This window comes from Pantoea sp. B9002 (assembly GCF_013385945.1).
Classification (GTDB): Bacteria; Pseudomonadota; Gammaproteobacteria; order Enterobacterales; family Enterobacteriaceae; genus Pantoea.
Genome location: NZ_JACAPA010000011.1, coordinates 1 through 24,198, shown reverse-complemented (window position 1 = coordinate 24,198; position 24,198 = coordinate 1). Strand labels below are relative to the sequence as shown.

The window sequence follows — 24,198 nt, the reverse complement described above, 5'->3', positions numbered from 1 at the left end:
GCGATTATTTATTCAGCGTGTAGTCGAGCGTGATTTCAGCATTCAGCACCTGAGAGACCGGGCAGCCCGCTTTGGCTTTCTGGATAATCTCATCAAACTTCGCGTCATCAATGCCTGGTAAGACGATGGCGCTGGTCAGCGCGATTTTAGTAATGGCAAAACCGCCGTCCTTTTTATCCAGCGACACATCCGCGGTGGTATCAATGCTGGTCGCCTTATGGCCTTCATTGCCCAACATCAATGACAACGCCATTGAGAAGCAAGCGGCATGCGCAGCACCAATCAGCTCTTCCGGGTTGGTGCCCTTCTCGCCTTCAAAACGGGTGTTGAAACCGTAGGGTTGATTGCTCAACACGCCGCTTTCGGTACTTACCGTACCTTTGCCTTTAATGTCGCCTTCCCAATGGGCCGATCCTTTCTTATGAATGGTCATGTCATTCCTCCTGTTGTGTTCGACAGGTATTGAGTATAGACAACATGACTCATTCTGCTGGATTAGCTCACCGCGCGTGGACGCGCCGGACTCAAGCCCGCCTCGCTCAACAGCGCGTTAACCTGCACCAGCGAAGCCTGAGTAATCTCTTTAATCGATTTCGCGCCGGTCAGCGTCATCGCCACTTTCATCTCTTTCTCAATCAGGTTGAGCAGATTTTCAACGCCGCGCTGACCGTGCGTTGCCAGCGCATAGACAAACGCGCGTCCCAGCAGCACGCTGTCGGCACCCAGGGCGATCATGCGCACCACATCCAACCCGCTGCGAATACCGCTGTCGGCGAGAATAGTGATATCGCCTTTCACCGCATCGGCAATCGCTGGCAACGCGCGCGCCGACGACAGCACGCCATCCAGCTGACGCCCGCCGTGATTCGACACCACAATGCCATCGGCACCAAAACGCACCGCATCGCGCGCATCTTCCGCGTCGAGGATGCCTTTGATCACCATCGGGCCATCCCAGAATTCACGAATCCACTCCAGATCTTTCCAGGAAATCGTTGGATCGAAGTTGTTCGCCAGCCAGCCGATGTAATCTTCCAGCCCAGTCGGTTTGCCGAGATAGGTAGAGATATTGCCGAGATCGTGCGGACGGCCATGTAAACCGACATCCCACGCCCATTGCGGATGCGTTGCCGCCTGCCAGTAACGACGCAGCGGCGCATTGGGGCCGCTCATGCCGGAGTGCGCATCACGATAGCGTGCGCCCGGCGTCGGCATATCGACGGTGAACACCAGCGTGGTACAACCGGCGGCTTTGGAGCGCTCCAGCGCATTGCGCATAAAGCCGCGATCGCGCAGCACATAGAGCTGGAACCACATCGGACGATTAATAGCCGGAGCCACCTCTTCGATTGGGCAAACCGACACGGTTGAGAGCGTAAACGGAATACCTTTCAGCGCCGCCGCACGCGCCGCCTGCACTTCACCGCGTCGCGCGTACATGCCGCACAAACCGACCGGCGCCAGCGCCACCGGCATCGACAGCGTTTCGTTGAACAGCTTGGTTTCGAGGCTCAACTCCGACATGTTTTTCAGCACGCGCTGGCGCAGCGCCACGTCGGAGAGATCGGCGACATTGCGCTTCAGCGTGTGCTCGGCGTAAGCGCCGCCATCCAGATAGTGAAACAAGAACGGTGGCAAGATGCGTTGCGCCGCGGCGCGATAGTCACTGGCAGCAGAAATGATCATCCGTTATTTTCCTTGTGCTGAGGTCATTGGTGGCCCGGCAGACGCGTAATGCGCGCCTGCCGCGCCTCATCTTCATGCAGGGTTTTCATAGTGGTGTGAACAAAACCGAGGTGATCCATCGCCGCCTGGCGCGCCGTTTCAGCGTCACCGGCCATCACCGCATCAAACATCGCCTGATGCTGTTCGTTTAGACGATTGAAAATCACCGGATGGGTATACATGCGCTGACGGCTGTGCAGCACCGAGGATTGCAGCAGATCGAAAAAGCCGCGCATGGTCTGCAGCAGCACCACGTTGTGCGAGGCTTCGGCGATGGCGAGATGGAAACGCAAATCGGCCTGCGCCGCGAGATCGGCATCGTCACTTTGCTTAATCTTCAGCAGCGCATCAAAGGCGTAAGCCAACCGCTCTTTATCGGCTTCGGTGGCGCGCAACGCCGCGTGCCACGCGGTGCTGGCTTCTATCGCGTGACGCGCTTCAAGGATGTCGTAGCGATAATCGGGATCCTCCGCCAGCAGCTGGCGAATCGGCTCTACGATGCGCTGTTCCGACCACGGCTGCTGCGGCTGACGCAGCCAGGTGCCGCCGCCGCGTTTACTGATCAACACGCCGCTGCTGATCAGTTGCTGGATCGCCTCGCGCAGTGACGATCGCGACGAACCAAACTCCGCCGCCAGCGCGCGTTCGGACGGCAGCCGCATGCCCGGCTCCAGCTGATGCTCGGTGATCCAGGCGCAGAGCCGCGCCCGCAGCGTGTTTTCGGTCATCGCATTATCCTGTGTGAAGCACGCCCGCCACGCTGAATTGGTAGGACCAAAATGCAGCGTGGCGGGCTTGGTGGAGGAGAATGGTTAATGCTTTGTTATTTCGATGCAACGAAACAGGTGGGATTTTTCATGTTATGTGACGACGCGGCCACATTTGAATCTTTTGGTAGGACCAATTACGGCGCAGTCCGACCAAAGGCCCGACCATAACTGCGTGGGTGAAAGCGCAGGTTCAGCAAAATCAGCCCGACAGTCACCGCCGCCTGCATCAGCCAGACGCTGGAAAAACTGTGGGTCAATGCCTGCAGCTGACCGGCGATAAACGGCATGCAACCGGCGATGATAAAGCCTGCGCCCTGCATAAACGCCACCAGCCGCGCACCGGCCTGCGGATGCGGCAGGTGATCAAGCGCCAGCACCATCGCCAGCGGGAACGCCGCGCCCAGTCCAAATCCGGCAATTACCGCCCACAGCCACGGCGCGAACAGCGGCGCAAACAGAAAGCCGCTCATGCCGATCAGCTGACAAACCAGGCTGATAATCAGCTGCGGACGTCGATCTGCCTTACGCGCCAGCAGCGGCATCAACAGCGCACCTGCAACCTGACACAGAATCATCGCGCCGAGCAGCGATCCGCCGGCCTGCGCCGACCAGCCAAGATGATGATAAGCATCCGGCAGCCAGGCAACGCAGGTGGCATAACCGCCGTTCACCAGGCCAAAACTGATCGCCAGCGTCCAGGCGCGCGGTGTGCGCCATAGCGACGGCAGCGCAACCTTTTCCGTGCTGGCCGCGGTTGGCACGCGCACGTAAAGCCACAGTGCAATCGCCAGCAGCACCGGCAGCGCCCAGCCGGTGAGCGCCAGCGTTCCGCCAAAATGATCGCTGAGCCACGGCGATAACGCCGCCCCCAAACCACCGCCGCCCATCAGCGCACCGGCCCACAATCCGGTGACCGGCGCGCTGCGCTGCGCAAAGCGCTGACGAATCAGGCCCGGCATCGCCATCTGCACCACGCCCACGCCGAGGCCGCCAAACAGCGCGCTGATCACCAGCCAGCTCCCGTCGTGGATCATGCCACGCGCCGCCAGCGCCAGCAGCAGCAGCGTCAATCCGGCCAGCAGCAAGCGTTGCAGCGGCACGCGCTGCATCAGCGAAGCGCTCAGCAGCGCGACCGCGCCCATCATTACCATCGGAACCGCAGGCAGCAGCGAAGCCGCCAGTGAAGAGAGTCCCATTGTCTGCCGAAGCTGGCCGAGTAATGGACTAATAGAAGTGAGTAACGGTCGCATATTCAGCCCAGCCAACACCAAAGCGCCGAGCGTTAATCCGTCATAATGTCGATTCATACACAATCCTGCTGCAAAGAGGTTGTCAGCATCGCAGCAGTCGTTACTATTTGGAAATGAAATAACACCATAATGACCAGTGGAAAAATGAATCGTCAGCCGATGTTTACCCCGCAGCAACTGCTGAGTTTTGTCGCGGTGTGCGAAACCGCCAGCTTCACCCGCGCCGCCGATCGCGTGCATCTGTCGCAATCCACCGTTAGCCAGCAGGTGCGTCGGCTGGAAGAGATGATCGGCAAACCGCTGCTGGAGCGCACGTCGCATCAGGTGGCGCTCACCGAAGAGGGCGAGAAGCTGCTGGGCTATGCGCGCCGCATCATCGCGCTGAACGGAGAAGCGCACGACGTGCTGAGCGATAAATGGCGCGACGGCGTGTTGCGCCTCGGCGTGCCGGAAGATTTCGCCGCGCCGACCGCCGGTTTGCTGGCGGAGTTCAGCCGCGAACATCCACAACTGCGCCTCGATGTGATGAGCGGCATGTATGTCGATCTGCATCGCGCCTGGCAGCGTGAGGAGCTGGATATCATGCTGATCAAACAGCCGGGCGGCGAACGTCCGCTGGCTTCGCGCCCCGAGCCGCTGCTGTGGCTGGACAGCGCCGCACATCCCTGTTTTGAGCAGACGCCGGTGCCGCTGGTGGTGTTCCCGCAGCTCGGTTTGTATCGCGAAGAGATGTCGCAGACGCTGGATAGCCTCGGTCGCAGCTGGCGCATCAGCTACAGCAGCTCGAGTTTGGTGGCGCTCGCCAGCGCCAGCGCCGCCGGATTGGGCTTAACGCTGCTGCCCGCCAGCTGCCGCTTGCCTGAGCATCGCGTGTTAGGTGAAGCCGACGGTTTACCCACCATCAACCATTTTGAACTGGCGCTGTTTTGCCGTGCGCCGCAGGACGATCTGCAGCAGGCGCTGGCCGCCGCGCTGGTGACCTTTTGTCAGTTGCAGTGGCAGTGATTTTTCCACTGCTAACCAGTGGCAAATATCGCAGCGCGATGAGTTGAGTTTTGCCAGATTAGGCTTTTCACTTTAGCGGAACCTCTGATGCAACTCACTTCTCCTAGCCGTCGCGAATTTCTTACCTTAACAGCCGCTGGCGGCCTGCTTGCCGCCGGACTCAGCCATGCCGCACCCACGTCGCCGCTGTTAACCGACAATACGCAGCCGCACACGCCACCGCCGCGCGTTGCGCATTACCAACTGCTCAACGTACGTCTCGAAGAGGGCTTTGAGCGCGACGGTAAAGAGGTGATCGCCACGCGCACCGCGCTGTACGACATCACCATCAAAGACGGCACTTTTGCGGCAATGGATGCCGCAGGCAAAGCGCGTAACGCTGCCTTGCCACAGTGGGATGCCAACGGCGCCCTGCTGCTGCCGCGCACCCGTGACATGCATATCCATCTCGACAAAACCTTTTACGGTGGTCCGTGGGAAGCGCCGCGCCCGCGTCAGGGCAAAACCATCATGGATATGATTGCGCGCGAACAGGTGCTGATCCCGCAGCTGCTGCCAACGTCGCAGGCGCGTGCCGAAGCGATCATTGGTTTGCTGCACAGTAAAGGCACCACCGAAGCGCGCAGCCATTGCAACATCGATCCGGTTAGCGGCCTGAAAAGCCTTGAACATCTCAAGCTGGCGCTGGCTAATCATCCGGAATTCCCGTGTGAAATCGTTGCCTTCCCGCAGCACGGTTTACTGCACTCGAAGGTCGATGGCTTGATGCGCGAAGCGATGCAGATGGGCGTGCAGTTTGTCGGCGGGCTCGATCCGACCAACGTGGATGGCGCGATGCAGGCGTCGCTGGATGCGATGTTCCAGATCGCCATCGATTTCCAGCGCGGCGTGGATATCCATCTGCATGAAACCTCGCCATCCGGCGTGGCGGCCATTCAGTACATGATCGATACCATCGCGAAAAACCCGCAGCTGAAGGGCAAAGTGACGCTGAGCCACGGTTTTGCGCTCGGCACGCTGGAAGGCAAAGCGCTGGATCAGATGATTGCGGGCATGGCCGAGCAGCAGATGAGCGTGGCGTCGACCATTCCGATTGGCAAGCTGACCATGCCGCTGCCGCAGTTGCAGGCGGCAGGTATCACGGTGATGACCGGCACGGACAGCGTGATCGATCACTGGTCACCGTTTGGCACCGGCAGCATGCTGGAGAAAGCCAATTTGTACGCGCAGCTGTATCGCGGTTCCGATGAGTTCGGTTTGAGCCGCGCGCTGCATATCGCCACCGGCGGGATTTTGCCGCTGTCGAATCAGGGCGAACGTCAATGGCCGAAGGTAAATGATGAAGCCAGCATGATGCTGGTCGAGGCCAGCTGTTCCGCCGAAGCCGTCGCCCGCATCTCCCCGGTCCGCGCCACCTTCCACCGCGGATTACCCGTGTTCAGTGCGTAAGCCGAAAAACGCACATTCCCGTAGCGGCGCGATTTATCGCGCGTCTTAATGGCGGCATCGCGCCCTTCACGACATGGCGCAATAAATTGCGCCGCTACAATGATATGCAGCTTGTGGCTAAAGGTACCAACAAAAAAGCCTCCGCAAGGAGGCTTTACGTACGACATAAACAGGCGGCATGCGCACACCCGATGAGTGCTGGATTTTACGAAAGCATCTGAATCGCCAGCGCATACAGCCGCTGGTTTTCATCGTCGCTGACAGGCTCTTCTTCCGCGTAACAGGCAATCATGGAGCTGACTTTATCCGAAGATAAGGTTTCTCCATGCAGATGCAGGGTTAACACGGCGCGGCCGACGATTTTCAGAATGTCTTCGTTTTGTCCCTGGACATAATGACTCAAAATGACCTCTGAAATATTATGGGTATTTACTAATTAGCCAAATGGCGCGCTAAATATAAAGCAAATCGACCGTTCGTTTTAATCAGAATTTTGCCTAACCGCAGCGACTCATAAGCGTAACATCTATAATCACGCGGCCAAAAGGCGTGATAACGCTTGTTTATAAACGTTAATTCCACCTTTTTGTTAGAGATGTCTTTTTTTGTCACAGCGCATAAAAAGAAAATCAACCTTAAAAGCATTAGAACTTCGCAACATTAAGCGCATAAAAAAGAGACAAGTCTGGTATAACGCTAACTGATTTCAGGCAGGAACCAGAGGCGCTTTTGCCATTGCCGATCACGCCCCTTTCTGCCAGACTGACCGCCGCAATCCTACCCGCAATTAGAGACTTTCCCGTGACTGCTTTTTCTACCCTGACGCAACTGCCCGCCAGCCAACTCGATAACCTGCGCGAGATGGGTTTCGACGCCATGACGCCGATTCAGGCCGCTTCCCTGCCCGCTATTTTGGAAGGGCGCGACGTGCGTGCGCAGGCGAAAACCGGCAGTGGCAAAACCGCCGCCTTTGGCGTGGGTTTGCTGAACCGCATCGATAACAGCCAGTTCCACACCCAGGCGCTGATTTTGTGTCCGACGCGTGAACTGGCCGATCAGGTCAGCAACGTGCTGCGTCAGCTGGCGCGTTTTACCCGTAATATCAAAATCCTGACGCTGTGCGGCGGCCAGCCGATGAGCGCGCAACGTGATTCCTTAGTGCATGCGCCACACATCGTGGTCGGCACGCCGGGCCGTTTGCTCGATCACCTGAAGCGCGACAACCTTGATCTCAGCCAGCTGCAAACGCTGGTGCTGGATGAAGCCGATCGCATGCTGGAAATGGGTTTCCGCGACGACATGGAAGCGATCATCGGCTTTACGCCGGAAACGCGCCAGACGTTGCTGTTCTCTGCGACCTGGCCGGATACCATCGCCAGCCTCAGCCAGCGTTTTCAGCGTGATGCGCTGGCGGTCGCCACCGAAGATAAAACTGAGTTACCGACCATCGAGCAGCAGTTTATTGAAGCCAGCGCCAAAGAGCGCCACAGCCTGCTCGGCGCGCTGCTCAGCCAGCAGCAACCGGCTTCCTGCGTGGTGTTCTGTAACACCAAGCGCGAGTGTGACGATGTTGCCGCCGCGCTGAACGAACGCGATATCAGTGCGTTAGCGCTGCATGGCGATCTGGAGCAGCGCGATCGTGAGCGCGTACTGATTCGCTTCGCCAACGGCAGCATCCGCGTATTGATCGCCACCGACGTCGCCGCGCGCGGTTTGGATATTAAATCGCTGGCGCTGGTGGTGAATTTCCAGCTGGCGTGGGATCCGGAAGTGCACATTCACCGCATCGGCCGTACCGGTCGTGCGGGTGAAAAAGGCTTGGCGGTGAGCTTTGTCGCCCCCGACGAAATGGTGCGCGCCAATGCGCTGGAAGAGTATCTGCAGCAGAAGCTGAACTGGGTTTCCTCCAGCACGCTGAAAGGCACCAGCGCCAAATCGCTGCCGGCGACCAAAATGACACTGTGCATTGATGGCGGCCGCAAAGCCAAAATCCGTCCGGGCGATATTCTGGGTGCGCTGACCGGTGAAGCCGGTTTCAGCGGCGATCAGATTGGTAAGATCGATATGACCGCCACCCACGCCTATGTTGCCATCGACGCCGCGCAGGCGAAGAAAGCGCTGATCAAGCTGAAAGAGGGCAAGATCAAAGGCAAAAGCGTGCGCGCCATTCTGCTGAAGTAAGCTGTACCCGCGTGAGGGCGATCGCTCTCACGCTAAAATTTCCGTTATCTCCCCTTCATTTTTTTTCTCTTCTGCCGATAAGTTAATCATGGCGATATTGCCCTGCCCTTTACCCAGCCCAGATCTGCTCCGAGGCCATGATGGATAATTTTCAGAAAGAGATCGATGAACGCGCCAACCTTGCGCTTTCCAATAAATTCGAACTGCTGTTGTTCCGACTGGGTTCCGATCAGCTGAAAGGCAAATCTGAGCTGTACGGCATCAACGTGTTTAAACTGCGTGAAATCGTGCCCATGCCAACCATCACCCGCGCCGCTGGCATGCAATCGCCGCTGCTTGGCATGGCGAGTATTCGCGGCCAGTTTATTCCGGTTATCGATCTACCTGCCGTCACCGGGTGCAAACCAGAAACCGGCCTTAACCTGCTGCTGGTGACCGAATATGCGCGCAGTACTCAGGCGTTTGCGGTGGAATCGGTGGAGAACATTGTGCGTCTCGACTGGAGCCAGGTGCATACGGCGGAAGCGGGCATCGGTAGCCGCAACATCACCAGCATCGCCTGTCTGGATACCGACGGTCAGAGCAATAATCTGGCGATGGTGCTGGACGTTGAGCAGATTCTGTATGACATCATTCCTTCGGTGCGCGGCGTTGAACCGAGCGCAGAAACTGCCAAAGACTTCAATCTGAAGCCTGGCCAGGTGGCGATTGTCGCGGAAGATTCCAAAGTGGCGCGTCAGCTGCTGGAGCAAGGCCTGAAAAGCATGGGCATCCCGGCGATTATGCACAACACCGGTCTGGAAGCCTGGATCAAGATTAACGAGATGCAGAAAGAGGCGGCTGCTAATGGTGAGTCGATCCACGACAAGATCGCGCTGGTGCTGACCGATCTCGAAATGCCGGAAATGGATGGCTTTACCTTAACGCGCAATATCAAACGCGATAACAACCTGCGCCAGATTCCGGTGGTGATCCACTCTTCGCTCTCCGGCAGCGCCAACGAAGATCACGTGCGTAAAGTCGGTGCCGATGGTTACGTGGCGAAGTTCGAAATCAACGAGCTCTCGAATGTCATTCACGGCGTGCTGAAAAAGCCGCGTTAATTCCCATATCCAGGTGCGCATAAATGCGCACCCTACGAAAAATCTTCCCGTCTGTCGTAGGGTCGCCATTTATGGCGTAATACTCGTCAGTTAAGAGATTAAAACACAAATTACTGCGCGCACAAATCGTAGCGGCGCAATTCATTGCGCGATAAATCGCGCCGCTACGAAATGTGCCGTGATGCGATGCTTAACTGATCGGCATTACGCCATTTATGGCGACCGCAAAACCCTTCCCATTCAGATCCAACAAAAACCAACTTCATTACTGTTAACCAAACTGTGACGTACCTCTAAAAAATTAAAGTTAAAACATCAACAACCGATAACTGATAGCGCCGGTGCTGCCATACCAGTTTTGTCACGCTGCGCAACGATTTTCATCTTAGAAAACATCAACCTGATGCGGGCGCCTTGCCTGCTTTTCCGTCTTGAAAACAACAATTTTTGGCATTACGGGGAGAACCAATGTTGAGCTTAAAGAATATGAAGGTCGGCGTCCGTTTGGGCATCGCCTTTGGTTTAGTGGTGGCACTGTTGGTCATCGTCGGCATAACGTCGATTACCAAAATCAACAACATCAAAACCGGCATTACGTCGATCGTCGAAGATCGCTACATGAAAGTGCGTCTCGGTTTTGACGTGCGTGACGGTGTTAACGAACAGATCAAATACCTGCGCGGCATCGTGATTGATACCACGCGCCCGCAATTTAACGAAAAACGCTATCAGCAATTAGCGGACGCCACCGATAAAACCAACACCGCGATGAATAAAATCAAAGCGGTGTAGGTAACTGAAGTAGGTAAAAAGAAAATTGCCGGGCTGCTGGCCGCCAGCGACAAGTTTGAAGCTGAGAAGAAAGAGCTGCTGGATCTGGTGCGTGCGGGCAATGCCGAAGCCGCCAGTACCTATGTGCTGAAATCCATCACCAGTACGCAGAATGCCTTTCTCGATAGCGCCGTGGCGTTTGCCAACTCGCAGTCACAACAGCTGGAGCAGGAAGGCGCAAAAATCATTGATAACGGATCGTTAGCCATCGAAATTACGCTGATCTTCTCCGCTATCGCCATTGCCGCCTCCATCGTATTAGGCTTTATGCTGACGCGTTCAATTGTGCGTCCGCTGAATGAAGCGGTGGAAATCGCCGGGAAAGTCGCAGCAGGCGATCTCAGTTCGCACATTGAAATCAGCGGAAAAGATGAAACCGCCGTACTGATGCAAGCGCTGCAGGCGATGAACGACAATCTGCTGACCATCGTTTCCGATGTGCGCGCCGGTTCCGATACCATCGCCGTCGCCTCGAATCAGATCTCCAGCGGCAACATCGATCTCTCATCGCGTACCGAACAGCAGGCCAGCTCGCTGGAAGAGACCGCGTCGGCGATGGAACAGATGACCGCCACCGTCAAGCACAACGCCGAGAACGCGCGTGAAGCCAATCAGCTGGTGGCCAACACCTCCAACGTGGCGAAGCAAGGCGGCGTGGTGATGGAACAGGTGATCGAGAAAATGGAAGCCATTACCCTCTCTTCAAAGAAGATCGTCGATATTATCAGCGTGATCGACTCCATTGCCTTCCAGACCAACATTCTTTCCCTTAACGCCGCGGTCGAAGCCGCACGCGCCGGTGAACAAGGTCGCGGTTTCGCCGTGGTTGCTACCGAAGTGCGTAATCTGGCGGCGCGTTCGGCGTCTGCCGCGAAAGAGATTAAGGTGTTGATCGAGGATTCAGTGGCGCAGGTGGATGAAGGTAGCCGTCTGGTGACGCACGCCGGTTCAACCATTGGTGAAGTGGTTAACAGCGTGAAGAGCGTGGCGGATATCATGAGCGAAATCACCATTGCCAGCAGCGAGCAGAGCAGCGGGATTAGCGAGATCAACTCAGCGATTACGCAGATGGAAGCGGTGACGCAGCAGAACGCCGCGTTGGTGCAGGAAGCCTCAGCGGCGTCGCAGGCGTTGCAGGAACAGGCGGATCGTCTGGCGCAGTCGATGAGTGTGTTTAAAACGGCTGCGGTTTAACGCTATTAGGGTCGCCATGAACGGCGACCCTACAATGCTAACTTACCAATGAATACGCAATCGACGAAATCGCCAGCACGCCGACAATCACCACAAATACGTTACTGATCTTCCCGCTGTACTGACGCATTGCCGGCACTTTCTGAATGGCATACATCGGCATCAGGAACAGAATCATCGCAATGATCGGCCCACCCAGCGTTTCAATCATGCCCAGAATACTGGGGTTCAGCGTCGCCACCAGCCAGGTGGTCAGCAGCATAAACGCGGTAGTCAGGCGATTCAGACGCTGCGGCGTGACGGTTTTCCCGCGGCTGCGCAGCGACTTCACCACGATGCCGTTAAACCCTTCACGCGCCCCCAGATAATGCCCAAGGAACGATTTGGTGATCGCCACCATCGCCACAATCGGCCCCATCCACGCAATCATCGGCACATTAAAGTGGTTCGCTAAATAGGAGAGGATGGTGATGTTCTGATCTTTCGCTGCCTGCAGATCGGCTGGCGACAGGCTCAGCACGCAGCTGAACACAAAGAACATCACCGTCACCACCATCATCAAATGCGCACTGGCCAGAATGCGGGAACACTTCTTCTCCGCGCCTGCGCCGTATTCGTCGCGCTTGGCGACGGCAAATGAGGAGATGATCGGCGAATGGTTGAAGGAGAAGACCATCACCGGAATCGCCAGCCACAGCGTCATCCAGATACCGTGACCGCTGCCGCTCTGGCTCAGCGACAGGGTTTCCAGCGCCGCGCCATGCCAATGCGGTACCAGATAAGCCGCCAGCAGCATCAGCACCGCCACAAACGGGAACACCAACACGCTCATCGCTTTCACAATCATCTGCTCGCCAAAGCGCACCACCGTCATCATGCCGATGATCAGAATCAGCGACAGCAGCGCACGCGGCGGCGAAACCAGCCCCAGCTGATGCACGATAAAGCTATCAACGGTATTGGTGATCGCCACGCTGTACATCAGCAGGATCGGATAGATAGCAAAGAAGTAGAGCAAGGTGATGATCTTGCCAGCGCCCACGCCGAAGTGCTCTTCCACCACTTCGGTAATGTCTTCGCCGGGATTTTTACCGGAGAGCACAAAGCGCGTTAACGCGCGGTGCGCGTAATAGGTCATCGGGAAGGCAAGAATCGCCATGATAATCAGCGGAATCAGCCCGCCTGCACCGGCGTTAATCGGCAGGAAAAGCACGCCCGCACCAATCGCCGTACCGTACAGACCCAGCATCCACACGGTATCACTCTTACGCCAGCCCTTAGCCGCCGTTTCAACGGTGCCAAGCGTACCGGTTTGTGAGTTGTCCATCTGTCTCTCCAGAATTTCAAGCTTTATCAACATGCAGCCACAAAGATGGCTGCCAATCATGGCGTGGGCTGCTCCGCCCGGCCGGAACGCAAAGGATGACGCTTCATGAGATGAAATTCACGCATCCTGATGTTTTGCGCCGCAGTAAATGCACGAAACATGCGCGCAATCGATTGCATGGGGCGCTATTTGACATGAGACGCGTGATGAGTGCAAGAAGGAGTAACGGGGAGTCAGCAGAAAGGCGTGAGGAAATTGGAAAGGTGTGGCAACGCTGGGCTGTTGCCACGGGTAGAGCTGAGAACATCAAGAGAAACTCCCCCGGCAACTAGCCTCTGATACCGCAAATGCGTCCAGAGGCTAACGCCGGGAGAATTTAATTAGAATGCGCGCATTCTGTAGAGTGCATAAAGAAAATAGTACGCTGTGAGTGTATTCAAATTCATAATCATGTACTTCAGTTTTTCATTTTTATTCAGCAGGATGAAAATACCTTTTGAGTATTTACCCCGCTTTATTTCATTAATTTCCTGCGCAATATCCGCAGGTGAAAACGAAGAGTGATACATTGCGGTCACGATTTGCATATCCAGCGCCAGCACACGTTTGGAGATGCCTTTAAGGAAATAGTCGAGATCGCTGGCCTGATATTTACTGATGATCGCATCATACAGTGCGGTGAGAAACTGTTTACGTACTTTCAGTTCACTGTATTGCACTTTACGCTTCGATAATGAACCCTCCACATCTTCATAATGATAAGCCGCACCCGGCGTCACCAGGAAATTGCTAATGCAGCTGAAGAATTTAAGGTTAAACAGCAAATCCTCGCTCATGGAGATACCTTCCAAAAAGCGCAGGTTCAGCTCCTCAATAATCTGACGGCGATAACATTTGTTATGCAGATAACCGATGTTATCACTCATCTCCAGCTCTCCAAGCACATAAGGAATGTCCTCCTGGCTGAAGAAGCCCGCCTGCGACACTTTGCCCACGCGGTTGTCGTTCAGGTTACCTACCATCAAATCGACAGATTCCGCCGGCCAGGCATCGAGATTCTGTTTGAAGATCATCAGGAAGTTATCATCGACCCAATCATCTGCATCGAGGAATAACACATATTCACCGCTGGCCTGCTGCATTCCGCTATTTCGTGCGGCGCTGACACCGGCATTAATCTGGTGAATCACCGTGACCTGCGAATAAGCACTAAACTCCTGCAGAATATTCGCGGTTGAATCGCTGCTGCCATCATTAACCACAATCACTTCGTAACTGCTGAATGTCTGTTTAAGCACGCTCAGCAAGGTCCGTTTAATGGTTTTTTGTGAGTTATAGACGGGAATGATAAGACTAAACAGGGGTTTTTCATTCATGATAAACTCTCTTTACTGTCTGAGGTTTTGATATTGTTAAATAACAGCCATAGTTTCCTGGGGTTGATAAAGACTTGATGAATACGCATTACGGGTTGAGCAGGGAAAAAGTAATTAAGCAGGGAGAAAGATAAAAACTCGGTTAATACCACGCTCATGGCCGCGCCATTTAAACCGAAATAAGGAACCAATAATAAAGAGGAGGCCACGCAAATTAATAACACCACGAAGGTTTTCTTCACTAAATAGCGATATCCGTTGTACTTAATAATGAAACGGTCCATCACGCTGCTTAGCACCGCGCACATCGCACCCACGCTGAGTAACAGCGTTGGCGCTACCGCATCGAGATACTCCGCACCGTAGAAGTCACGGATAAACCATCCGGACATTAACCAAATCGCCAGAATCACCAGCGAGGAGACACCAATCACCAGCAGATGTAATTTCTGCGCTTTGATAATCGATTGCCGATCGTCACGCTCGGCAAAGAACGCCGGGAAAAAGGAAGCCAGCAATGCATTGGGTAAAAATACCCACGCGGTGGCGAGCGTCAGCGCGACGGAGAAAATCCCCGCCTCTTTCACGCCAAGGAAATAGGACACGCTGATTTGATTAACGCGGGTATAAATCGCTACCGCAATCACGGAAAACACCAGTGAAATACCGGACGCCACCATATAGCGTGAATATTTCTTCATCTGGCGCAGTGCCGGAATCGGCACCTGACGATGGTATTTCAGGAATATCGCCAGCTTGATGGCAAACGGAATAAAGGTCGCCAGCACGATAGGAATCGATAACAGCTGCGGATCCAAACCGTAATACGAAATAAAGAAGCGCACGGTTAAACTAATGGCCAGCCCCGCCAGATTGGCGATCACATTCAGGCGTGCATTGAGCATCGCCTCGTTGTAGATATTGACCAGATCGAGCGAAGAGAACAGACAGGCAATTGCCGCTGCGCAGATAAATACCCGCGCTTCAGCACTCCACTCTTCGTCCATAATCAGCATGCCGCTGGCCGCCAGCACGCCGTAAATCACTAACACCAGCAGAAAGGTCGCCATCATTAAGCGCATGCCGGAGTGATGATTTTGCGATAAGCGTTTCAGCAGAATTACATCGCTGCCCATCAGCGCGATGCTTTGAATGAACTGAAAGACCAGCATCGAGATCGAGATAATGCCGAAGGTGGTAGGCCCAACATATTTTGCCACATAGGAGGTGACAAATATCAGGCCGAACACCGCAATCAGCTTTTCAGCGATCATCCACATGGAGTTTTTTAATTTATCTTTCACAACTCAACCTCAGCGTTTATTTCTGTGCCAGGCGGCGCAGACGCGATACCAGTCGTGGACTGACAAAAAACAGCGCAAAGTACAGGCTCCACGGATTGAGCATCAATCCTGATGTGAAATAGGACTTAAAGCTGCGACGGTAGAGCGAAATATATTCATCAATAAAGGCGCGACTGAACCCGTCGCTGTGCAGCGCTTTATAGATATAAGACGAGGTGACTTTTAAATAGAGATGGTAATAACAGCGGCTGTGCTGCGCGGATAAAAATGCCTGCATGCCATTAAACGAGCGCGCAAAGGAGAAATGCTTTTCACGTAACGCCGATCGCGTGGCGGAATTGGTTGATTCCACGTAGTGATAAACCACCTGCTGGGTGAAAATCACCTGACGATCCTGTTGCAGGTGCAGGTAATTGATCACAAACAGCAGGTCTTCGAAGTTATAAATCTCTTCGTTAAATGTGAGCTGATGCTGACGAATCACATCACCACGAAACACCTTGTCGCAGATGCCGTGACGCGGATTGAAATAGAGCAGATCGTTGATCGCCGCCGAAGCGGTCAGCTGGCGCGCGTCACTGCTGTTGGCCGGGAAATCGAGCGGCTCACCTTGCGGCGTGAAGTGCTGCGATTCCCCGCCCACCATGGCGATGTTGTTTTGCATCAGCCGCACATAGGTGGCAAACGCGCTGGCCGGCAGAAAATCATCGGCGTCTAAAAAGCACAGCAGTTTGCCGCGCGACGCGCGAATGCCCTGATTGCGTGCCGACGAGACGCCGCCGTTGGTTTTGTCGATGATGTGAAAATGTGGGTAATGGGCGTAATTCTGTAATATTGCGAGCGAGTTATCGCTGGAGCCGTCATTAATAAAGATCACTTCAAAACGGCTTTCTTCCTGCTGCAGCAGGCTATCAATGCATCGCTCCAGATACGCTGCGGCGTTATACACCGGCACGATGACGCTGATTAAAACGTCGTTAACGGGATTTTGCATATAACCTCTGGACTCTGTCGGAGTAAAAGTTGCGGGCGGAAAAAGTATTCGCTGAACATTGCAGTGATTAACACTGCACGTTGCTTGCGCCCGGCTTAACATTTATTGCCTGTCTATTTCAGAGTTTCCTCAGGTCAAATAAAACTGGCCTTTAATTCTCTGTAAAAAGATCGCTAAATAAGATAATCGCCAAATAAACCGTGCAGATTTATTCTGCTTTCAGCAGGTAAAACAGGCAGGCTACCGCCCCAGGCTTGCAGCTACCTGTTTACTGACTACACAAAAACCCACTATTCAGGCGTAAAAAGGCTGCGCTGCGCTCGTGAGAGTTCAGTTAATTATCAGCCAGTTACGTTTTATCTTGCGGTGATTTGGCTTAATAGCGTCACCACGCCATTCACGGCGTACTTAAATTAAATTTTTTATCTGTCTGGTAATGAGAATTAAAAAACGTTGGCGTTTTTATCGCGCTCACCATCAAAAACAAGAAATGCCGACCGGGGCTGAGTAGGTGCATCAAAAGACGGGCCTTCTCAACGAACGTCACGACATTAACGATATTTGCTGTGTGCCCTGCACTTTTATAACTTCGGCGCGTCTTTCACGTTCCGCTGAGTGCAAGTGGCGTTAATTCAGTGCGGCGCTTGCGGTCGCACTGCAACGGGCTTAAAGCCCAAAATTTGCGATCTAATTCAAAACTTTTCCCGGCATTCTCACCACTCGCGGTAATAAGGTCAATGGTTGCCGGGCCAAACCGGAATTTACTCAGAGAAAGGCTGGATTAAACAACGGCGCATAGATTAGCCATGGTGAATTGGTTTTTTGCCGATTGATTAGCGCCGCAGCAGGCGAATACCAGGAATAAGATGGGAATATTGATGACATGGTGCCAACAGAAACCAGCGCCTAAGCCGCGCCGAGAGTGAAGCCAGCTCACAACTCTGATGATGGCCTGTCACCGCGCGCATTTTCGCGTGCTAGTCTCCAGCCATGCCTCTCTCCAGTTTCTCTTTACTGCAGGTTGTATGAAACGCAGATTATCTTTCCAGGTAAAACTCTTCCTGTCGCTGGTGCTGTTTTCCTGCCTGCTGCTCGCCTTGCTGGGCACCATTCTGTTTCATTTTATCGATCGCCAACTGCATCACGATCTTGGACAGCGCGCGCGGGTGCAGGCCAGTGAGATTGCGCTGATGCCCGGACTGGCGGAGAAAGTGGCGCGCCGCGATATCGCCGGCATCGCCGCGCTGATCCAGCCGCTGCGCAACCAAAGTGATGCCAGCTATATCGTGATTGGCGACACGCAAGAACAACATCTCTATCATTCGGAATCACCGGAGCGCCTCAATTTACCCATGATTGGCGGCGACAATGCCGAGGTGCTGCAGGGCAAAACCATTATTTCGGTGCGCAAAGGCGGCATCGGCGTGTCGCTGCGCAGCAAGGCGCCGATCTTGAATGCCGAGCATCAGGTGATTGGCATTGTCTCGGTGGGTTATCTCACCTCCTATATTGCCAATATCAACGTCAGCCTGCTGTGGCAGGCCAGTTTGTATGGCGTGGCGCTGCTGTTGCTGCTGTTTATCTTTTCCTGGATGTTTAGCCGCAACCTGAAGAAACAGATGTTCTGGCTGGAGCCGAAAGATATCGCCCTGCTGGTGCTGCAACAAAAGGCGCTGCTGGAAGCGATGTATGAAGGGGTGTTTGCGGTGAACGCGGAGCGGCAGCTGATTCTCATCAACCGCGCCGCGCGCGAGTTGTTGGATATCCAGCAGAGTGAGAGTGAACTGCTAGGGAAACCGCTGGATGAGGTGTTGCAGATCCATCCGGCGTTTTTGCGCCAGCATGAGGTGAAAACCCACGATCACGTTACCGTGCTCAATCAGCGTCAGGTGATCGTTAACCGGGTGGCGATCGAGCTGGAACCCGGCGAACCTGGCGGCTGGGTGTGCAGCTTCCGCGACAAAAACGACATCAATACGCTGAGCAGCCAGCTCAGCCAGGTGAAACGCTACGCGGATAATTTACGCATCATGCGCCATGAACAGCTGAACTGGACCGCCACGCTGGTCGGCTTGTTACAGATGCAGCGTTACGACGACGCGATGCGCTACATCCACGCGCAATCGGCTGGCGCGCAGCAGGTGCTGGATTTTGTCTCGGCGCGCTTCACGTCGCCTGCGCTTTGTGGGCTGCTGCTGGGGAAATATGTCAGCGCGCGCGAAAAAGGCGTGGAGCTGAAATTTGATCCGGCCTGCCAGCTGAGCCGCATTCCTGCCGCGCTGAGTGAAACGGCGTTGATGTCGGTGATCGGCAATCTGCTGGATAACGCGGTGGACGCCACGCTCAATGCCACAACGCCCGCCGCACCTATTGAACTGTATATTTCTGGCCGTAATCAGGAGCTGTTAATCGAAGTGGCCGATCAGGGTTGCGGCGTGGATGACAACATCAAACCGCATCTGTTTGAGCAAGGCGTTAGCAGTAAACCCACCAGCGGCGACGACCTGCTCGGTTCCGAACACGGCATCGGCCTCTATCTGGCGGCAGGTTATGTGCAGCAGGCGGGCGGCAGCATTGAGATCAGCGACAACTCGCCGCAGGGCACCATCTTCTCTGTGTTTATTCCGTTCCAGCCCGCTGCGTTAACAGGACTTTCCCATGAATAATGCCAAACCGCTTGATGTGGTGATTGTGGAAGATGAGCCGCATCTGGCCGATCTGCATCGTGAATATATTGAGCAGAACTTTCATCTGCGCGTGGTCGGCATTGCGGCCACGCTGGCGCAGGCGCGCGAGCTGATTGCAGCGCATCAGCCACGGCTGCTGCTGCTCGATAACTATTTACCGGATGGTCAGGGCGTGACCTTGATTGACGATCCGCTGCTGAAGCGTTTTGAGTGCTCGGTGATTTTCATCACTGCCGCCAGCGACATGCAAACCTGTAGCCACGCGATGCGCAGCGGCGCCTTCGACTACCTGCTCAAACCGGTGTTTTTCCATCGCCTGCGCGCGTCGCTGGAGCGCTTTATGTTGCTGGTACAGACCATGCGCCAGATGAAGAATGTCGATCAGCAGGCGCTGGATAAACTGTTCAATCTGCCAGCCAGTGACGCGCCTGCCGCGCCGTCCACCAAAGGGATTGAGTCCATTACGCTGGATCGGGTGAAAGGCTTTTTTAGCGCAGCGCCGGACAGCAGCTGGTCGGTTGAACAAGTGGTAGAGAGCGTCGGTATCAGCAAAACCACCGGCCGCCGCTACCTCGAATATTGCGTGGAGATCGGGTTTATTGGCGTTGAGATGCAGTACGGCAACATCGGCCATCCGCGACGGCTGTACCGCAAAATCCTGTGATCTTGCGCAACTCCCGCGCGCGGCCGCTTGTGGTTTTTATGGTGTTAATTGCCCAAACGATGCCAACAATCACACTTCGTGAAGATAACATTCCGGCACCTCTTGTGTGGAAAAGTCGATAGGCTATGTTGACCTTTAGTTCCTCAAATGTAACTAAAAGGTTAATTATAATGTCGAACACTTTCCCTCTGTCTCTGATTGCCGCTACTGTTTTTGTTTCCATGTCAGCCGTTGCTGCCCCGCCGCAAGGTTACCCTTCGGACTATCAAAGCGTGATTGATGCCGCCACCAAAGAGGGCAAAGTGGTGGTCTACTCCACCACCGACACCAAAGCCGCCGGGCCGCTGATTAAGGGCTTCGAAGCCACTTATCCCGGCATCAAAGTTGAATATAACGATATGAACAGCACCGAGCTGTACAACCGTTTTATCAGCGAACAAGCGTCGGGCGGCACCAGCGGCGATGTGGTGTGGAGCTCCTCGATGGATACAGGCCTGAAGCTAGCAACCGACTATGCGCAGGAGTATAAATCCCCCGAACTGGCGCAGCTGCCGAAGTGGGCGGTGTGGAACAACAAGGCTTACGGCACCACTTACGAACCGGTGGTTTTCATCTATAACAAGCGCTTGATCCCGGCCGGTGACGTGCCCGATTCGCACGCCGCGCTGGCTAAGCTGATCGCCGGCCAGACCGACAAATTCAAAAGCAAAGTCACCACCTACGATATTGAGAAATCGGGCCTCGGCTTTATGCTTTCGGTGCAGGATGCCAAAGCCGATCCCAACTACTTCAAAACCCTGGCTGACGTGGCAAAAGGCGGTTTAGCCGTGCAGTCCTCCACCGGCACCATGATGGAAAGGGTTTCATCCGGCGAAAACCTGATTGGCTTCAACATCCTCGGTTCATACGCCGAAGCGCGCGCCAAAACCGATCCGTCGCTGGGCATCTCTTATCCAAAGGATTACACGCTGGTGCTGTCACGCGTCTCCTTCATCAGCTCACAAGCGCAAAACAGCCATGCGGCCAAACTGTGGCTCGATTATGTGCTTTCTGAGAAAGGGCAAAGCATTCTGGCCAATCAGGCTGACATCCCTTCCCTGCGCAACGATATCGAAGGCAAAAACGACATTGATGGCATGACCAAAATGTTGGGCAACGCGCTGAAACCGATCCCGGTTGATGAAAGCCTGCTGGAATATCTGCAACCGAAAAAACGTCTGGATTACATCAAACAGTGGCGCACAGCCGCCGGTAAATAACGGCAGTATCAAGCGCGGCCGCTGCGTCGCGCTTCTCTTTCTGTTATCTGATTCGCCATTCAGGGTCTCAATATGCGTGCATTGCAGAGAAAGTGGCAAAGCCTGCCGCGCGGCATTGTGGTGCTGATAACCGCGCTGGTTATCTACATTCCGCTGTCGTTTATCGTCATACAAAGTTTCTTGTCCGCGCCGTTCTTCTCGCCGTCGAAAGAGTGGAGCCTGGAATCGTTTGAGTTTATTTTCACCGATCCCGATTTCTACAAAGCGCTGCGCAGCGGATTTATTCTCGCCTTCGGGCTGGTGATTATCGCCATCCCTCTGGGCGGTATTCTGGCGTTTCTGATGGTGCGCACCGATCTGCCCGGCAGACGCCTCATTGAGCCGCTGATCCTCGTACCGATTTTTGTCTCGCCGATGGTGCTCGGCTTTGGCTATGTGGTGGCGGCGGGCCCGGTGGGATTTTTCTCGCTGTGGGCGCAATCGCTGCTGGGTTTTGTGCCGTGGAATATCTACGACATGTCGAGCATCGTGGTGATCGCCGGGCTAACGCACGTCCCGCACGCCTATCTCTATATCTCTTCGGCACTGCGCAGCGTGGGATCGGATGTGGAAGAAGCGGCGCGTATCGCCGGCGCTTCCCCGCTGCAGGTGATGACGGCGGTGAGCTTGCCGATGGTACGTCCGTCGATTCTGTATGCCATCGTGCTGCTGTTCTTCCTTGGGCTGGAAGTGTTCGGCCTGATGCTGGTGCTGGGCGATCCTGAAGGCAACATGGTGCTGGCGACCTATCTCTATCAGCTCACCAACAAACTCGGCACGCCGTCTTATCACCTGATGGCTGCGGTGGCGGTGGTGCTGATCTGTATCACCATTCCGCTGGTGATGCTGCAACGCCGCCTGATGCGCACCGCCAATCGCTTTGTCACCGTGAAAGGTAAAGCCTCGCAGGCGCGAGCGCTGCCACTGGGCAAATGGCGCTGGGTGGCCGGTGCAGTTGTCGCCTTCTGGCTGACGGTGACCATTGGCGTGCCGCTGCTGGGCGTGGTGCTGCGCGCGTTTATCTCTAACTGGGGCGTTGGCGTCTCGATCTGGGATGAGCTGTCGATCAAAACCTTCCAGACCATCTGGGCGCAGCCTAACCTGCTGCGCGCTATCGTCAACTCAATGGCGATTGGCGTGCTCGGCGGCGCGTTGGCGGTGGTGTGTTATCTGTTTATTGGTATCGCCATGCACCGTAAGCCCGATAACACCACGCGCTTCCTCGACTACAGCGTGCTGGTGCCGCGTGCGGTGCCGGGCTTGCTGGCCGGTCTGGCGTTTCTCTGGGTGTTCCTGTTCCTGCCGATGTGGCTGGATAACTCGCTCAAATCGGGCTGGCTGTCCGATTTCGTCTGGTCGCAGTGGCTGCGCGATAACCTGATCGTCTGGCTGCGTTCGCTGCGCAGCACCATCTTCAGCGTTTGGTTGGCTTATACCGTGGTGTGGATGGCGTATGGTCTGCGCCTGATCTCCTCAACGCTGTTGCAGGTCGGGCCGGAACTGGAAGAGGCGGCGCGCAGCACCGGCGCCACGCGCGGACAGATCACGCGTCACGTCACCATTCCGTTATCTCGCTACGGTCTGATTGGTTCATGGCTGCTGATGTTCCTGATTTTCGAGCGCGAATATTCCACCGGTGTGTACCTGCTTTCGCCCGGCACGGAAACCATCGGCTCAATGCTGGTTTCTCTGTGGGCGGCGGGCGCGATAGATATCGTCGCCGCACTCTCGTTTATTAACATCCTGCTGGTGGTCGTCGGTTTGGGTATTGCCTTGCGATTTGGAGTCAAATTACATGATTGAATTATCGGTCGAGAACCTGCACTTAACTTACGGCGACAATCCGGTGCTGAAAGGCGTGTCGATGAATTTGCAGCGCGGCGAAGTGGTTTCCCTGCTTGGACCGTCCGGCAGTGGCAAAACCACGCTGCTGCGCGCGGTCGCCGGGCTGGAGAAACCGACGCAAGGCACCATTGTTATCGGCAACAACACGGTTTACGCCGGTACGCCGCGCAGTGAGATCCCAGCGGAAGAACGTAATCTGGGATTGGTGTTCCAGTCCTACGCATTGTGGCCGCACAAAACCGTGTTCGAAAATGTGGCGTATCCATTAAAGCTGCGCAAAGTGGCAGCGGCGGAGATCACCCAACGCGTGCAGGATGTGCTGAACCAACTTGGCCTCGGCCACCTTGGTAAACGCCATCCGCACCAGCTTTCTGGCGGTCAGCAGCAGCGCGTGGCGATTGGCCGGGCGCTGGTGTACAACCCGCCGGTGATCCTGCTGGATGAGCCGTTATCAAATCTCGATGCCAAGCTGCGTGAAGAGGCGCGCGTGTTCCTGCGTGAGTTGATTATCAAACTGGGCTTGTCGGCGCTGATGGTAACGCACGACCAAAATGAGGCAATGGCGATTTCCGACCGTATTTTGCTGCTCAATAACGGCAAAATCGAACAGCAAGGCACGCCGCAGGAGATGTACGGCTCGCCGAAAACCCTGTTCACCGCCGAGTTTATGGGCAGCAACAACCGGCTGCACGGCAAAATCACCGAACTGCGCGACGGCAAAGCGCGTATCGAGGGCAAAGGCTGGGCGTTGTGGGGATTGGCGGGCTCGGGCGTGCAAAACGGTCAGGAAGCCACCGCGGTAATTCGCGTCGAGCGCGTGAAACTGGTTGAGGGGCCGGGCGAAAATCAGCTGGAACTGCCGCTGCTCACCAGCATGTATCTCGGCGATCGCTGGGAATATTTGTTCCGCACCTCCGGCGATGATTTTGTAATTCGCGCCTACGGCACCGACGTCCGCGATCCACAGCATTGCCATCTGGCGCTGCCGGAAAACCATGTGTGGATCTTCCCGAAAGGGTAAACCTGCCTTGGACTAACTAGCGGTTTTGAATGGCGTAATGTTTGTTAGTTAAGCCAACGATAAGCGCGCTGGCCGGGGTCACTTTTGGTCCGGCGGTCCTCGCGCCGCTATCGCGGTACCTTCACTTCGCTCGTCTGCCTGACGGACCGGCGAAGATGAACTGAACCCAAAATG

At 55.2% G+C, this 24,198-nt stretch carries 18 protein-coding genes and 1 pseudogene; 10 read left to right on the top strand and 9 right to left on the bottom strand.

Annotated elements, in window-relative coordinates; genetic code table 11:
• Positions 1-4: 4 nt before the first annotated feature.
• The 4 genes from HX773_RS08725 to HX773_RS08710 form a co-directional block, all read right to left on the bottom strand.
• Positions 5-433, bottom strand: coding sequence for an OsmC family protein (locus HX773_RS08725; protein WP_176971216.1), 429 nt, complete (start codon positions 431-433; stop codon positions 5-7).
• Between the two features lie 62 nt (positions 434-495).
• The gene (lldD, locus tag HX773_RS08720) at positions 496-1,686 is read right to left on the bottom strand and encodes an FMN-dependent L-lactate dehydrogenase LldD (protein ID WP_176971215.1); all 1,191 of its coding nucleotides are present in this window, start codon (positions 1,684-1,686) and stop codon (positions 496-498) included.
• 23 nt (positions 1,687-1,709) lie between these two features.
• Complete coding sequence (gene lldR / locus HX773_RS08715; RefSeq protein WP_176971214.1) at positions 1,710-2,453, bottom strand: transcriptional regulator LldR; 744 nt, start codon at positions 2,451-2,453, stop codon at positions 1,710-1,712.
• A 176-nt stretch (positions 2,454-2,629) separates the two neighbouring features.
• A complete protein-coding gene (locus tag HX773_RS08710) occupies positions 2,630-3,802 on the bottom strand; it encodes a cyanate transporter (protein ID WP_176971213.1) in 1,173 nt (390 codons plus the stop codon).
• 87 nt (positions 3,803-3,889) lie between these two features.
• Between HX773_RS08710 and HX773_RS08705 the strand changes: the two genes are divergently transcribed.
• Positions 3,890-4,750, top strand: a complete 861-nt coding sequence (locus HX773_RS08705; protein ID WP_176971423.1) for a LysR family transcriptional regulator — start codon at positions 3,890-3,892, stop codon at positions 4,748-4,750.
• A gap of 87 nt (positions 4,751-4,837) precedes the next feature.
• Positions 4,838-6,199, top strand: a complete 1,362-nt coding sequence (locus HX773_RS08700; protein WP_176971212.1) for an amidohydrolase family protein — start codon at positions 4,838-4,840, stop codon at positions 6,197-6,199.
• Between the two features lie 205 nt (positions 6,200-6,404).
• Here HX773_RS08700 and HX773_RS08695 read toward each other — a convergent pair whose 3' ends face one another.
• Entirely contained in the window at positions 6,405-6,602 is a 198-nt protein-coding gene (locus HX773_RS08695; protein ID WP_039333073.1) for a hypothetical protein, read from the bottom strand.
• Positions 6,603-7,000: 398 nt separating this feature from the next.
• Here HX773_RS08695 and dbpA point away from each other — a divergent pair, with 398 nt between their 5' ends.
• The 3 genes and pseudogenes from dbpA to HX773_RS08680 all read left to right on the top strand — a co-directional run bounded on the left by dbpA (position 7,001) and on the right by HX773_RS08680 (position 11,508).
• The gene (gene dbpA, locus HX773_RS08690; protein ID WP_008105991.1) at positions 7,001-8,380 is read left to right on the top strand and encodes an ATP-dependent RNA helicase DbpA; all 1,380 of its coding nucleotides are present in this window, start codon (positions 7,001-7,003) and stop codon (positions 8,378-8,380) included.
• A gap of 140 nt (positions 8,381-8,520) precedes the next feature.
• Positions 8,521-9,483: a chemotaxis protein gene (locus HX773_RS08685; RefSeq protein WP_008105989.1), complete on the top strand. Its 963-nt coding sequence runs from the start codon at positions 8,521-8,523 to the stop codon at positions 9,481-9,483.
• Between the two features lie 468 nt (positions 9,484-9,951).
• A pseudogene (locus HX773_RS08680) lies at positions 9,952-11,508 on the top strand (methyl-accepting chemotaxis protein).
• Between the two features lie 37 nt (positions 11,509-11,545).
• Here HX773_RS08680 and HX773_RS08675 read toward each other — a convergent pair.
• The 4 genes from HX773_RS08675 to HX773_RS08660 all read right to left on the bottom strand — a co-directional run bounded on the left by HX773_RS08675 (position 11,546) and on the right by HX773_RS08660 (position 16,509).
• Entirely contained in the window at positions 11,546-12,835 is a 1,290-nt protein-coding gene (locus tag HX773_RS08675; protein ID WP_176971211.1) for an HAAAP family serine/threonine permease, read from the bottom strand.
• A gap of 380 nt (positions 12,836-13,215) precedes the next feature.
• A complete protein-coding gene (locus tag HX773_RS08670) occupies positions 13,216-14,211 on the bottom strand; it encodes a glycosyltransferase family A protein (RefSeq protein WP_176971210.1) in 996 nt (331 codons plus the stop codon).
• Complete coding sequence (locus HX773_RS08665; RefSeq protein ID WP_176971209.1) at positions 14,208-15,515, bottom strand: oligosaccharide flippase family protein; 1,308 nt, start codon at positions 15,513-15,515, stop codon at positions 14,208-14,210. The genes HX773_RS08670 and HX773_RS08665 overlap by 4 nt, the downstream gene beginning before the upstream one ends.
• A 16-nt stretch (positions 15,516-15,531) precedes the next feature.
• Positions 15,532-16,509: a glycosyltransferase family A protein gene (locus tag HX773_RS08660; RefSeq protein ID WP_176971208.1), complete on the bottom strand. Its 978-nt coding sequence runs from the start codon at positions 16,507-16,509 to the stop codon at positions 15,532-15,534.
• A 1,025-nt stretch (positions 16,510-17,534) separates the two neighbouring features.
• Here HX773_RS08660 and HX773_RS08655 point away from each other — a divergent pair.
• The 5 genes from HX773_RS08655 (at position 17,535) to HX773_RS08635 (ending at position 24,024) form a co-directional block, all read left to right on the top strand.
• Positions 17,535-19,175, top strand: coding sequence for a sensor histidine kinase (locus HX773_RS08655; protein WP_176971207.1), 1,641 nt, complete (start codon positions 17,535-17,537; stop codon positions 19,173-19,175).
• Positions 19,168-19,860: a response regulator gene (locus tag HX773_RS08650; protein ID WP_176971206.1), complete on the top strand. Its 693-nt coding sequence runs from the start codon at positions 19,168-19,170 to the stop codon at positions 19,858-19,860. The genes HX773_RS08655 and HX773_RS08650 overlap by 8 nt, the downstream gene beginning before the upstream one ends.
• 170 nt (positions 19,861-20,030) lie before the next feature.
• The gene (locus HX773_RS08645) at positions 20,031-21,119 is read left to right on the top strand and encodes an ABC transporter substrate-binding protein (protein WP_176971205.1); all 1,089 of its coding nucleotides are present in this window, start codon (positions 20,031-20,033) and stop codon (positions 21,117-21,119) included.
• A gap of 72 nt (positions 21,120-21,191) precedes the next feature.
• Positions 21,192-22,961, top strand: a complete 1,770-nt coding sequence (locus HX773_RS08640) for an iron ABC transporter permease (protein ID WP_176971204.1) — start codon at positions 21,192-21,194, stop codon at positions 22,959-22,961.
• Positions 22,954-24,024: an ABC transporter ATP-binding protein gene (locus HX773_RS08635; RefSeq protein ID WP_176971203.1), complete on the top strand. Its 1,071-nt coding sequence runs from the start codon at positions 22,954-22,956 to the stop codon at positions 24,022-24,024. The genes HX773_RS08640 and HX773_RS08635 overlap by 8 nt, the downstream gene beginning before the upstream one ends.
• The last annotated feature ends 174 nt before the right edge of the window (positions 24,025-24,198 follow it).